Origin of the sequence: Prosthecobacter sp. (genome assembly GCF_044222565.1) — a bacterium.
In the GTDB taxonomy this organism is placed as follows: Bacteria; Verrucomicrobiota; Verrucomicrobiia; order Verrucomicrobiales; family Verrucomicrobiaceae; genus Prosthecobacter.
Map to the genome: position 1 here is coordinate 276,594 of NZ_JBGANA010000010.1, position 12,212 is coordinate 288,805.

General features: G+C 59.3%; 10 protein-coding genes. 8 read left to right on the plus strand and 2 right to left on the minus strand.

Going from position 1 to position 12,212, the window contains the following annotated elements; translation table 11 throughout:
- Window positions 1-53: 53 nt before the first annotated feature.
- On the plus strand, window positions 54-1,253 hold the full coding sequence (locus ACILSR_RS16875) for a YeiH family protein (RefSeq protein WP_395750962.1): 1,200 nt from the start codon (window positions 54-56) through the stop codon (window positions 1,251-1,253).
- Window positions 1,254-1,358: 105 nt separating this feature from the next.
- On the opposite strand, the gene ACILSR_RS16880 is transcribed toward ACILSR_RS16875, so the two are convergent.
- Window positions 1,359-1,766, minus strand: a complete 408-nt coding sequence (locus ACILSR_RS16880) for an RrF2 family transcriptional regulator (RefSeq protein WP_395750963.1) — start codon at window positions 1,764-1,766, stop codon at window positions 1,359-1,361.
- Between the two features lie 101 nt (window positions 1,767-1,867).
- Between ACILSR_RS16880 and ACILSR_RS16885 the strand changes: the two genes are divergently transcribed.
- The 3 genes from ACILSR_RS16885 (at window position 1,868) to ACILSR_RS16895 (ending at window position 5,385) form a co-directional block, all read left to right on the plus strand.
- Window positions 1,868-3,226 carry a replication-associated recombination protein A gene (locus ACILSR_RS16885; RefSeq protein ID WP_395750964.1) on the plus strand — a complete coding sequence of 453 codons (1,359 nt, stop codon included), beginning with the start codon at window positions 1,868-1,870 and terminating at the stop codon, window positions 3,224-3,226.
- 159 nt (window positions 3,227-3,385) lie between these two features.
- Window positions 3,386-4,099, plus strand: coding sequence for a 3D domain-containing protein (locus tag ACILSR_RS16890; protein ID WP_395750965.1), 714 nt, complete (start codon window positions 3,386-3,388; stop codon window positions 4,097-4,099).
- A gap of 41 nt (window positions 4,100-4,140) precedes the next feature.
- The gene (locus ACILSR_RS16895; protein ID WP_395750966.1) at window positions 4,141-5,385 is read left to right on the plus strand and encodes an alpha/beta hydrolase; all 1,245 of its coding nucleotides are present in this window, start codon (window positions 4,141-4,143) and stop codon (window positions 5,383-5,385) included.
- Window positions 5,386-5,489: 104 nt separating this feature from the next.
- Here the strand turns inward: ACILSR_RS16895 and ACILSR_RS16900 are convergent, their stop codons facing one another.
- Window positions 5,490-7,937 carry a PVC-type heme-binding CxxCH protein gene (locus ACILSR_RS16900; RefSeq protein ID WP_395750967.1) on the minus strand — a complete coding sequence of 816 codons (2,448 nt, stop codon included), beginning with the start codon at window positions 7,935-7,937 and terminating at the stop codon, window positions 5,490-5,492.
- Between the two features lie 137 nt (window positions 7,938-8,074).
- Between ACILSR_RS16900 and ACILSR_RS16905 the strand changes: the two genes are divergently transcribed.
- The 4 genes from ACILSR_RS16905 (at window position 8,075) to ACILSR_RS16920 (ending at window position 11,667) form a co-directional block, all read left to right on the plus strand.
- The gene (locus ACILSR_RS16905; protein WP_395750968.1) at window positions 8,075-8,245 is read left to right on the plus strand and encodes a hypothetical protein; all 171 of its coding nucleotides are present in this window, start codon (window positions 8,075-8,077) and stop codon (window positions 8,243-8,245) included.
- A gap of 88 nt (window positions 8,246-8,333) precedes the next feature.
- Complete coding sequence (gene creB / locus ACILSR_RS16910; RefSeq protein WP_395750969.1) at window positions 8,334-9,032, plus strand: two-component system response regulator CreB; 699 nt, start codon at window positions 8,334-8,336, stop codon at window positions 9,030-9,032.
- Window positions 9,029-10,456, plus strand: a complete 1,428-nt coding sequence (gene creC, locus ACILSR_RS16915) for a two-component system sensor histidine kinase CreC (RefSeq protein ID WP_395750970.1) — start codon at window positions 9,029-9,031, stop codon at window positions 10,454-10,456. Before creB ends, creC begins: the two co-directional genes overlap by 4 nt.
- 47 nt (window positions 10,457-10,503) lie before the next feature.
- Window positions 10,504-11,667 (plus strand): sulfite reductase flavoprotein subunit alpha, encoded by a 1,164-nt coding sequence (locus ACILSR_RS16920; protein ID WP_395750971.1) that lies wholly within the window; start codon window positions 10,504-10,506, stop codon window positions 11,665-11,667.
- The last annotated feature ends 545 nt before the right edge of the window (window positions 11,668-12,212 follow it).

A 12,212-nucleotide genomic window follows, 5' to 3' on the forward strand; every position in this document is an offset into this window, starting at 1 on the left:
GATCGGGCGTTTGAATCGCGGCGGCTTTTCCCGCCGCGATTTTTTTTACCATCATGCCCGACGCCACTTCTCCTACAGCCTCCTCTCCAGACATCACGCCTCCAAACCACTGGTGGAACAACGAGGACTGGCTGGCGGTGCTGGCAGGACTGCCCATACTGGGGGCTCTGGCAGCCGGGTGGAATCCCTCCATCTGGGTGATGATGGGCACGCTGGCGGTGTTTGCCGCCCTGTTCTTCGGGCCGCGCGTGTTGTTTGGCGCTGCGGTGGTGCTGGCCCTGGCCTGGGGCTCCCAGCAAATAGCGGCCATTTCCAGCATCAAGGCCTGGGGGCTGGAATACGTCGTCTTCGCGCTGGCACTGGGCCTGGTCTGGAGCCACCTGCTGCCCATGCCCGGCTGGCTGCGCGGCGCTGCCCGTGCGGAGTTTTTCATCAAGGTGGGCATCGTCATTCACGGCGCCACCATTGCACTTCCGGAGATCATGAAAGCGGGCGTCCCAGGAATGGTGCAGGCCGCGCTGGTGATCCCCGTGGTGTGGTATGTCTGCTTCTTTTTGACGCGCCGGCTGAAGGTGGACGACGAGTTCGGCGTCATGCTTTCCACCGCCGTCTCCATCTGCGGCGTCTCCGCCGCCATCGCCGCCTGCGGGGCCATTCAGGGAGACAAAAAGAAGCTCTCCTACGTCACCTCTCTGGTGCTCGTCTGCGCGCTGCCCATGATCATCTTCATGCCGTGGGTCTGCCAGGCCCTGGGCCTCTCTGATGCTGTGGCCGGTGCATGGCTCGGCGGAACTCTGGACACCACAGCGTCTGTGACTGCGGCCACAAAATCAGTTGGCGAGGCAGCAGTGACGACGGGCTCAATCGTGAAGATGTCGCAGAATGTGCTCATCGGCGTCGCCGCTTTCATCCTCTCCATCTGGTGGACCATGCGCGGCGGCGCAGCCTCAGGTCAAAAAGTTTCCGCCGCTGTCATCTGGGAGCGCTTCCCCAAATTCGTCATCGGCTTTGTCATTGCCTCCATCGCCTTCTCCTACTTTATCCCTGCCGACGCCCTGAAGGCGGCGAAGGACCCTATCAAAAACTTCCGGGACGTGTGGTTCGCGGCAGCCTTCGTATGCATCGGTCTGGAGACTCGCCTCGGAGAACTGTTCAAGATGGGCGGAGGCAAACCGGCCCTGGCCTTCATCGGCGGGCAGGCCTTCAATATCGTGTGGACGCTGATGCTCGCGAAGTGGCTGTTTGGGAAGTGATGCTCATAACGACGGGGCCTCCTGACTTCGGCTGGAGAGAGTGAGATGACCCGGACCATCATCCTGCCGTGGCACAGAGCCCCGTTCCGAAGCATGCTCGACGCCTCAAATATCAAACGACACCGTCTCCCGGCTCCGCTCCTTCTCGATGATCTGCGCGACGGTGTGCTCTGCAAACCATTGCGTCACCTGTTCCCGCAGTCCGTTGAAGACCTGACCCAGTGCATCCTTTTCCGCCCCGGGGACGGGATCAAACGGACCGTCAAACAGCGTCACCACCTCTCCCAGCGTGATGCGCGCCGGGTGGGCTACCAGCTGGTAGCCGCCGCCCACGCCGCGCTTGCTGCGCAGCAGGCCGCCATTTTTCAAAGCCAGGAGGATCTGCTCCAGAAACTTCAGAGGTATGTGCTCCCTGCTGGCCAGATCCTGGATGGAAAAGTTCGTGCCCTCGCGCTCACGCCCCATTGCCACAAGGGCGCGGAGGGCGTATTCGGCTTTTTTGGAGACTTTCATTCGGGGAGGGGCGTTATCGAACATCAAACGACCGCAGGTGCAAACTGCGATTTGCCGAGAGAGCGATTCCGGGTCATGCATCGCTCCCTGCCAGAAGTGTCATGAGTGAAGATTTTTTTGCCGCCCCTCCCCCGGAGTCGCCACGTGCGGCTGCGGCGGTGCACCATGCCGGGGCGCCGCTGGCCTCCCGCATGCGCCCGCGCACTCTGGCCGAGTACGCCGGGCAGCAGCATATTTTGGCGGAAGGGAAACTGCTGCGCCGTGCCGTGCAGGCGGACCGCTTTTCCTCCATCATTCTCTACGGCCCGCCCGGCGTGGGCAAGACCACGCTGGCGCACATCATCTCGCAGGAGACGAAGTCGCGCTTCGTCACGCTCAGCGGGGTGGAGAGCAGCGTGGCGGACATCCGCAAGGAAGCCGAGAACGCCGGCCACCATCTGCGGCTCTACAATAAAACGACCATCCTCTTTGTGGATGAGATCCACCGTTTCAACAAGGCGCAGCAGGATGTGCTGCTGCCGCATCTGGAACGCGGCACTCTGCGTTTCATCGGCGCCACCACGCACAATCCTTTCTTTTATGTAAACAGTCCGCTGGTCAGCCGCTCGCAGGTTTTCACCTTGGAGCCGCTGGGCATCGCAGATCTGGAGGCACTCATGGACCGTGCGCTGAGCGATGCCGAGCGCGGCCTGGGAGCGATGAATGCGCGAATCGAGCCGGATGCTCGCCTGCATCTGGCCACGGTGGCGGATGGAGATGCACGACGCTGCCTGAATGCACTGGAGCTTGCCGTGCTCTCCACCGTGCCGGATGCCGCGGGCGACATCGTCATCACTCTCGCCGCCGCAGAGGAATCCGTGCAGCAAAAGACCGTTGTTTACGATGGGGATGGAGACGCGCACTACGACACCATCAGCGCCTTCATCAAAAGCATGCGCGCCTCGGACCCGGACGCTGCGCTCTACTGGCTGGCCAAGATGCTCTACGCAGGGGAGGACATCCGTTTTATTGCACGGCGCATCGTCATTGCCGCCAGCGAGGACATCGGCATGGCGGACAGCAATGCGCTGCGCGTGGCCGTGGCCGCGCAGCAGGCGGTGGAGTTTATCGGCATGCCGGAGGCGCGCATCATCCTGGCACATGCCACGATCTACAATGCCACTGCGCCGAAGAGCAACCGCTCCTACACAGCCATCGATGCCGCTTTGGATGACGTGAAAAACGGCCGCACTCTGCCCGTGCCAAAGCACCTCAGGGACGCGCACCACAAGAAAGCAGCCAAAGAATTCGGCCACGGAGAGGGCTACCTGTACCCGCACAACTACGAGGGTGGATTTGTCCCGCAGCGATGTCTGGAAGGCGGAAAACAATACTACGATCCGACGGCGAACGGCCTGGAGGCCCGCATCAAAGAACGCCTCGATCACTGGCGGAAGCTCTGGGAAGGGCAGGGCGAGTAGACTCAACCGTCGGCAGAGCGGGAGGACTGTAGAGTCCATTGTTTAGTAATTACGGTAATTAAGCCATACTGAACTTTAAAAGTATATAAAATATGCTTTTTATATTGAAGATATATGAAATTTACAGTATCTTTCTCGTAATTACAAAAATAACCAGCCATGTACAACTCACGTTTGATCACCTCTGGTCTGTGTGGTGCCTTAATGGCCACTCTTTCAGCCTGCGCTCTGCCCAAACAGCCGCTGCTCACCTACTGGAAGGAAAAGCTGCATAAAGATTCCGCCCCTCTGCAAACAGGCGTGAAATACGAAGTGCGCAAAGCCCTGGCTTCGAACATTCCCTTCCGCCCCAGTGCGATCAAACGATACACCTTTGTCTTCAACGAGCCCAAGCCACCGCTGATGGTGGCGTCAAATCTGCATCGCAATTCTCAGATGCGGGTGCGCACGACCGCCTACACCCACAACGAAAGCGACCACATCGTCTATGGTGTGAAGAACGCGATAGGCACCAATTTGAAGTTTGGCAGCATCCGCAGCGCTGCAGCTGACTGGTCCCGTTTTCCCGTGGGCACCCAGTTCCGCATCGCCGGGCAGCCTGGAGTGACCTATGTGGTGGACGACTATGGCAGCGCACTCGTCGGCACCGGCACGATTGATCTCTACAAACCCAGCCGCAATCAGATGGACGACTGGGGCGTGCGTCATGTGGACATCGAAGTCATCCACTGGGGCTCGTATGAAAAAAGCATGGAACTCATGCGCGACCGCACCAAATGGCGCCATGTCCGCACGATGATGGAAGGCATTGAGGCTCGTCTGCGCACCGCAGGGATGCCCACTGGCAAGACTCCGTTCACTGCGGCGCTGTAAAACAAACGGCGCTCAGGCAAATCAGCGATATTCCACGGCGCATGCAGCCGTTAGAAGGCGCACTCATGCGTGTCGTTCTTCTATCGTTGTTCTTTGTTGCCGCCAGTTTCAGCTCCGCCCAGGTAAAGCGGGCTGTGGAGGCGCACATCACGCCACGGCAGATCGCGGCCGAACTGGCAAAGGCCTCGCAGCCCGAGGCGCAGAAAGCGCTGCATGATCAGGTGATGAAGCTTTTTGGCCGGCAGAATCTGACCCAGGGCAGGGCTGCGGCGAAGATCGAGGCAACCACCGTGGCCTGGGCCATCATTGATCCCAAGCCGGCGCGCGTCGTGCAGCAGGACGGCACACTCATTGGTGAAATGACGGCGCTGACAGATGATGGCCTGCAGGTGCTGGTGACAGAATTGCCTAATTTTTCCGAGATCGGCTATCGCGTCGAGTCTGAGGGCATGCCCCACCTCGCAGGCACCGTGCATGTCGAGCACTTTGAATACACCGCCGAAAGCCTGCCGCAGAAGGACGTGCCGCAGGGCAGGCTGGAAAAATTCGAGTGGAGCACGAGCGAAGTCTTTCCCGACACCGTGCGTGACGTCACCGTGTATCTGCCCGCAGGATTTCAGCCTGGAGAAGAGACCTGCCTCATGGTCTGGCAGGATGGCTCTCGGCATGTGGATCCCAATGGGTCCATGCGTGTCTCCGTCGTTTTCGACAACCTCATTCACAAAAAGGAGATGCCTCGCACCGTGGGCGTCTTTGTTGATCCGGGCCGCATGAAGAAGCAAAAGCCCGGTGACAAGCCGGCGAACCGCGGCTTTGAGTATGACTCGCTCGGAGATGCCTATGCGCGGTTCCTGCTTGAGGAGATTCTCCCGGAGGTCGGGAAGCGGTATCAGACCAAGTTCCGCCCGCAGCCCGAGGCCTGGGCCATTGGGGGCGGTTCATCCGGTGGCATCTGCTCCTTCACCGTGGCGTGGGAGAAGCCGGACAAATTTCGCAAAGTGCTCTCTTGGGTGGGCTCCTTCGTTGATTTGCGAGGCGGGGACGTGTACCCCTCCATCATCCGCGCAGGTGAGCGCAAGCCCATCCGTGTCTACTTGCTCGATGGTGAAAACGATCTGGACAACAAATTTGGCAACTGGCCCATAGCGAACAAGCAGATGGCCGCTGCGCTCAAATACAAGGACTACGACTTCCGCATTGACTGGACGAAGTGCTTCCACGGCAGCAAGGGCATGGCTCCCCACCTGCCCGACGCCCTTCGCTGGCTGTGGCGTGACGTGAAGTGAGGTGACCAGGCATCATCAGCGGGTGATGTGAAGCTTTTCCTGCGGCAGCACGGTTTCCAGCTGCGTGAATGTTGTTACCAAACCGCGTGCAGGAATGTCACGGCCTATTTGCCGCCGATGAAGGTCAGCACATCGGCCACATCCTGCGCGCTGAGCACACTTTCCAGGCCTTCGGGCATGATCGATGTCGTCAGCGTTTTCATGGCTTGAATATCTGTACGCAGAACCACGATGTCCGCGCCCCCGGGCAGACGGACCGTGATGCTCCCCGGCGTTTCGGCGGTGAGCTGTCCGGTGAGCAAAGTCTGGTCTTTTTTTGTCACCTGCGTGGCCGCGTTTCGCTGCTCCACGGCACGGTTCGGATCAAAGATGGCTTCGATGAGTTGTTCGCGCGGCTTGGTGGCCACGGTGGTCAGGTCAGGGCCTACCTCGATACCCAGCTCGCGCACCTTGTGGCACACCATGCAGATCTTCTGAAACACGACGGCACCACGCTTCAAATCGCCACTGAGGCTGGCCGTCTCCTGCACGTATCGGGTCACGACCTTCTGCCGGTCCGGATTGTTGTTCGTGATCGCCGGCATGGCCGCCATCGCGGAAGTCTTCTGGGGTGTTTGTTTCAGCAATGGTTTCTCCAAATCGCCAAACACTTCATCCTGCTGCGTTCCGGTGGCCGTCAAAGCGCTCGCTCGGATCTGCGGCATCAGTGGCTTGATCAGTGCGACGGCTTCGTCAGGAGTCATGCCTCCGAGCTGCACGAGGGTGTATGCTGCCTGCACCCGTACCGCAGGCGTTGCGCTGAGCAGTTTCTTCAGCTCTGGCGCCGCAGCTTTGTCATCCTTTTCAATCAGCAGCCGCTGCGCCGTATCTCTCATCCATCCATTCAAAGACGCCATCGCTGCAATGGGATTGTCGATGGCTGTCACGCCTTTAAGCGGTCCGGATTTACTGATGCGATAGATGCGTCCGCGATCCTCTCCGCCCCGCAGCTCCAAGCCGCGCGCGATCTCAGCCGGAATCCATTCGGGGTGTTCCAGCACCAGCCGGTACATGTCCACGACATACAGCGCGCCATCAGGACCGGTGCGTGCCATGCTGGGGCGGAACCAGTTGTCCTCACTTGCGATGAATTCACTCCCCACATCGTCTGGATGGCGTCTGCTCGTGATCGAGGCGCCTTCGTAGTTCAGCACCTCGCGGTGCACCAGATTGTTGGCCGGTTCGCAGATGAACATCACCTTTTCGCCATCCGCGCCGAACGAGGTGTCCCTGAACGGCATGGGCGAGCAGCCGGAGGTGAGCGTGTTGATCGCGCTGCCTTGGTTAAAACGTCGCACCGGCGGGCTGGCGGGGAAAATGCGCTTCTCATCATTCATGTCCCCACGCACGGATTTCACCACCACATTGGGATGACGCTCCAGATAGCGGAATGGCAGCCAGTAGTGCCAGCCGATGGTGCTGTTGTTGTTGCCAAACCAGTTGCCAAAATCATCGCGCCATTTGCCATACTGGCTGCGCCCGCCTTCGAGCGCGAACTCACCTGTGCGTGGATCAAAACGAAAGTCATTCGTGCCCAGCGCTATCTTTTTGCCGGTCTTCACGCAGGTGATGTCGCCACCGCTGTCGCCATTGGCGCCGTAGAACCAGCCATCCAGCCCCCAGCAGAAACCGTTCACCAGATGCTGCGGATTGCCTGCCGTAAAGCCGGTGAACCACGTCTCACGTTTGTCGCACCTGCCATCGCCATCCGTGTCCTCGGCATAGAAGATGTCCGGGATGTTTGCGATGAAGACTCCGCCCTTCCATGGTGCAAGCCCGGTGGGGTGCTTGAGGCCGTCGAGGAAGAGCGTGGCTTTGTCGTACACACCGTCGCCATTCGTGTCTTCGAGAATTTTTACACGGCCCGTCTGAAGGTCAGAAACCTTGTCCTGTCCCACGCTGCCGTCCTTCGTTTTCTCGCCAGGAGCAAAGGGATAGTCGCCCATCTCCACCACCCACATGCGGCCTTTCGCATCCCAGTCGATGAACACAGGATCCTGCACCAGTGGCTCGGCGGCTGCCAGCATCGCCTCGAAACCCGGCTTTACATGCAGCGCCTTGAGCGACTCCTGCGGGGACTTCGGTGCAGGCCCAGGGACTTTCAGCAGTTCTGTGAACGGCACCTGCTGCTTCGTGGACGCCACCCACATCGCGCTGTCGTGGAAAGTGACGCCATTGTCGCTGCCATCAGCCCGAACGATCAGCGGCAGGCTGTTTGCGTCTCCCGCCTTCCCTTCGCGCATCACCTGCGACCAGCCTTCGTTCCATTGCAGGTTTTTTTTGGCCCGCTCCTTGGGAACAAAGAGAAACACGCCGTACTCACGCGCATTGGAGAGGACGATGTCCTCATGGCCATCTCCGTTCAGATCGACAAACCGTACGCCATTGTCACGGCCCTGGGCATCCTTGAGAGCAGCAGCTTCCGGAAGCGGGTGTTCGCGCAACGCAGGCGGAACTTCGGCGGCATTTAAAAGCCCGCTGCAAAGGAGGAGAGGCAGAATGAGTCGTGGCATGACGGATGAGGTGAAAACAAACGCTGCTGCCCGGCCCCTTCCTTTGCTTCGGGTGTGATTTTTGTGGAACGCTTTTTTCACCATCATTTCATCTCGGCTTCATCAAGGTTTCACGCCCCTTTTGAAGATGGGCGCCGATGAAAGCAAACCGACCTCTACTTCTGCTGGCCGCCTCGATTCTGATGGTGGTACTTTTCCTCTATGCACGCAACGTCCTGCTGGACGGGAAGGGGAATTCTTTCTACTTCGCGGATGAAGATGAGTTTTGCGCCGTTCTCCACAGCGTTGTCTCTGCCGGCCGGGCCTGAAAACCATAGCTTCCGAGGCGTGTGGATATTCCTCACAAGCGTCTTGTCAGCGGAAGTCGGAACGTTCAACAATCACCCCCAGCCGAAAATGCCTGCCAAAATACTCATTGTCGAAGACGAGCCATCCATCTGCGAAAACGTCGTCTATGCGCTCGAGGCCGACGGCTTCGCTGTCTCGACCGCTGCCACCGGTGCCGCCGCGTTGGAGCAGATGAAGTCGCAGGACATCAGTCTCATCATCCTCGATGTCGGCCTGCCTGACATGACAGGCTTCGAGGTATGCAAGGCCATCCGCAAGACACAGTCACTGCCGATCCTCTTTCTCACCGCGCGTTCCAGCGAAGTGGACCGCGTGGTGGGTTTGGAGATCGGCGGAGACGACTACGTCGTGAAGCCCTTCAGTCCGCGTGAACTCGTGGCGCGCGTGCGTGCCATTCTCCGCCGGGTTTCTGCGGTGCCTTTGCCCGTCCAAGCAGCCGATGCCTCGGTTCCCCTGGTCATCGATGAAACACGCTGCCAGGCCATCTACTTTGGCACGGCGCTAAACCTTTCGCGGTATGAGTTTCGCATGCTCAAGGCCTTCGCGGCGCATCCAGGTCGAGTGTTCAGCCGGGAACAGCTCATGGACCATGCCTCCGAGGAGCCGGATGCCTCGATGGAACGCACGGTGGACACTCATGTCAAAACCCTGCGCGCGCGCATGCGCGGCGTGCGTGAGGGGCTGGACCCCATCGTCACACATCGCGGCATGGGCTACTCACTGCTCGAAACCTGGCCTGACGCATGAGCCTCACCGCGCGCTTTCTCCTGGGATTTGCCGTGGTGGCCACGCTGGGGTTGTTTGTGCTCTTCACCCAGCTTATTCACCGGGTGGAGCGGCAGTACTTTGAGGCCGTGGAAGAGCCGATGGTGGATGTGGCAAACATTCTTGCCGAAGTCATCGCGGCAGATGCGGAGGATGGAGTGCTCAAACCGGAGCTCGTCCAGAAAGCCGTGCGCGCCGCCCAGCAACGCGAGCTCAATGCCCAGATCTACAATCTAAGCAAAACCAGGGTGGACATGCAGGTCTATGTCACCGATGCGCAGGGCCACGTGCTGTTTGACTCTGCGGGCATTGAGACCCCCGGCACGATATCAAGACATCGGGACGTGAATCTGACTCTTATGGGGCAGTACGGTGCGCGGTCATCCCGCAGCAGCGACCGCGATCCACTCTCCATCGTGATGTATGTCGGTGCTCCCATCCGGCAACATGGCAGGACCATTGGCATGATCAGCGTGGCCAAGCCTCAGCGTGGTGTGCTGGCCTTTGTGTGGGAAACGGAACGCTGGCTGAAGTGGTCCATCGTCACCACGGTGGTGCTCATGCTGCTGGGCATCTACCTCGCGGCGCGCTGGGCTACGCGTCCGCTGGAGGTGCTGACCCAGCATGCGCTCGCCGTGAGCCGAGGCGAGCGCTCCACCCCGCCGCACATGCCCGGACATCAGATGAAGACACTCGCCAAGGCGCTGGAGGACATGCGCGATGCTCTGGAAGGCCGGGAGTACGTCGAGAACTATGTACAAAGCCTTACCCATGAACTGAAGAGTCCAGTGGCCGCCATCCTCGGTGCCACTGAGATTTTGCAAGGCGACGTTCCAGAGCCGAAGCGGGCCCGCTTTCTGCAAAACATCCGCGCCGAGGCAGGGCGCTTGCGCGATCTCCTGGAACGCCTGCTGCACCTAGCGTCCCTCGAAAAGCAGAAGAAACTGGAAACGAACGAGACCGTGGATCTGGGCGCCGTGCTGGACCGCGCATGGGACCATCTGGCGTTGATCGCACTGGCCAGGGAAGTACGGCTGGAGCGCGAGATGAACAGTGGTCTTGTGGTGAAGGGCGATCCCTGGCTGCTGGAACTTGCCATCGGAAACTTGCTGCAAAACGCGATCGATTTCGCTCCAGCCGGCAGTGTGATCTCTGTACGTGGCTTCCACTGCGATGCACACATCGTATGCGAAGTCGAAGACTCAGGGCCAGGCCTGCCGGAATACGCACATGAGCGCGTCTTCGAACGCTTCTACTCCTTGCCACGACCGGACAGCGGTAAGAAGAGCACGGGGCTGGGGCTTTGCTTTGTGAAAGAAGTTGCGCAATTGCACGGTGGTAGTGTGGAGCTGGTGAACCGCGTGGAAACGTCCGGCGCCAGGGCGCTGTTGATTCTCCCTGCCTGAAGAGCGGGTGGTTTGACAATCTCGAGCCAGCCTTTTAGGCTCATGCCATGAGCACTCCTGAAGCCGGAAAACCCGTTTACAACGTCAAGAACCCCTGCATCGCAAAGGTGAAGCGAATGTACAATCTTTCCGGGCCGGATGCGCCCAAGCACACGGCACATTACGAGATTGATCTGGCAGGTTCGGGCTTGGAGTACACGCCTGGTGACTCTCTGGCCGTGCAGCCCACCAACGATCCCGCGTTGGTGGAGGACACGCTCGCCGCTCTCGGCTTCACCGGTGCAGAAATCGTCAAGCATCCGAAAACCGCCGCCGATGTGCCGATCCGGCAGGCATTGATCGAGGGCGCACTCATCACCGAGATCGACAATAAGCTCATCAAAGCCATCATCGAAAAGACCGAAGGTGATACACTGCTGGCTGACCTGAGCGTTCCAGAAAAAAAGGACGCTCTCAAGGAGTACCTCTGGGGCCGCTTCGTGGTCGATCTACTGCTCGAAAACCCGCTGGCGAAATTCACGCCGGAGGAGTTCATGCTTACGCAGAAGAAGCTGAACATCCGTCTCTACTCCATCAGCAGCAGCCAGAAGGCGCATCCGGACGAGGTGCATCTCACCGTGGCCACGGTGCGCTACACCAGCCACAACCGCGCACGCGGCGGCGTCTGCTCCACCTTCCTGGCTGAGCGTGTGACGCCGAACGAGACACTCATTCCCTGCTTCGTGAATCATGGCAAAGGTTTCCGCCTGCCCGAACCGCAGGAGGAGACACCCATCATCATGTGCGGCCCCGGCACCGGCATCGCCCCCTTCCGAGCTTTCCTCGAAGAACGCAAAGCAACGAGCGCCAAAGGCAAGGCCTGGCTTTTCTTTGGCGAAGTCAGCTCCAAGTCATGTTTCTTCTACAAGGAGGAGTTTGAGGCGTACCTGGCTGACGGCACTCTGACCAAGTTCAGCACCGCCTGGAGCCGCGATCAGGCGGAGAAAATCTACGTGCAGCACAAGATGCTGGAAAACAGCGCCGAGTTATGGGCATGGCTCGAACAAGGCGCCATCTTCTACGTCTGTGGCGATGCCGCCCGCATGGCCAGCGATGTGGACAAAGCTCTGCATACCATTGTGGAACAGGAGGGCGGCAAAACTCCCGAGGAAGCCACTGCCTATGTGCACGCGATGAAGGAAGCGAAGAGGTATCGCCGGGATGTGTATTGATCCTGCCCACGTCAGTGTCGGTTGGCAGTTCGTGGCCCTTTCGCATCGCGAGTTAAATCACAACTCCTTTGCGTCGGAGCACATCGATCCAGTCCACCCTGGCCATTCCTGCCGAGACTAACACATCGCGCCAATCACGCTTCGCTAAATCCAACATCGCTTGAAAGCGATCCGTTTTTCCTTCAGATAAAACCAGGATGGCGAGTTTGACTCGGAGCGACTCGGCGGTTCGGTGTTCCAATAGTGGAAATGTACTGCCCGCCAGTGCCTCAGAGACGACGTTTCTTTCCACGGGACTGAATAGTCGAGCGGCATGCCTTTCAAGAGCCCGTCGCAGACGGCGACTGAGCCAAAAGTCACGCCAGATTTGTATTAAAAAGACCATGGCGAAGAAGGGGCTAAGCCTTCGCCAACCACAAAATCCCCGTCGCAGTCACCTGGATGTTCTTCTTTACCGGCGTGAGCTTGAAGGTTTCGAAGGACAGCGTGGCCGGATCGTACTGATCACGGATCTTCTGCGTGTCGTCGGCGATCTGCTTTTCCAG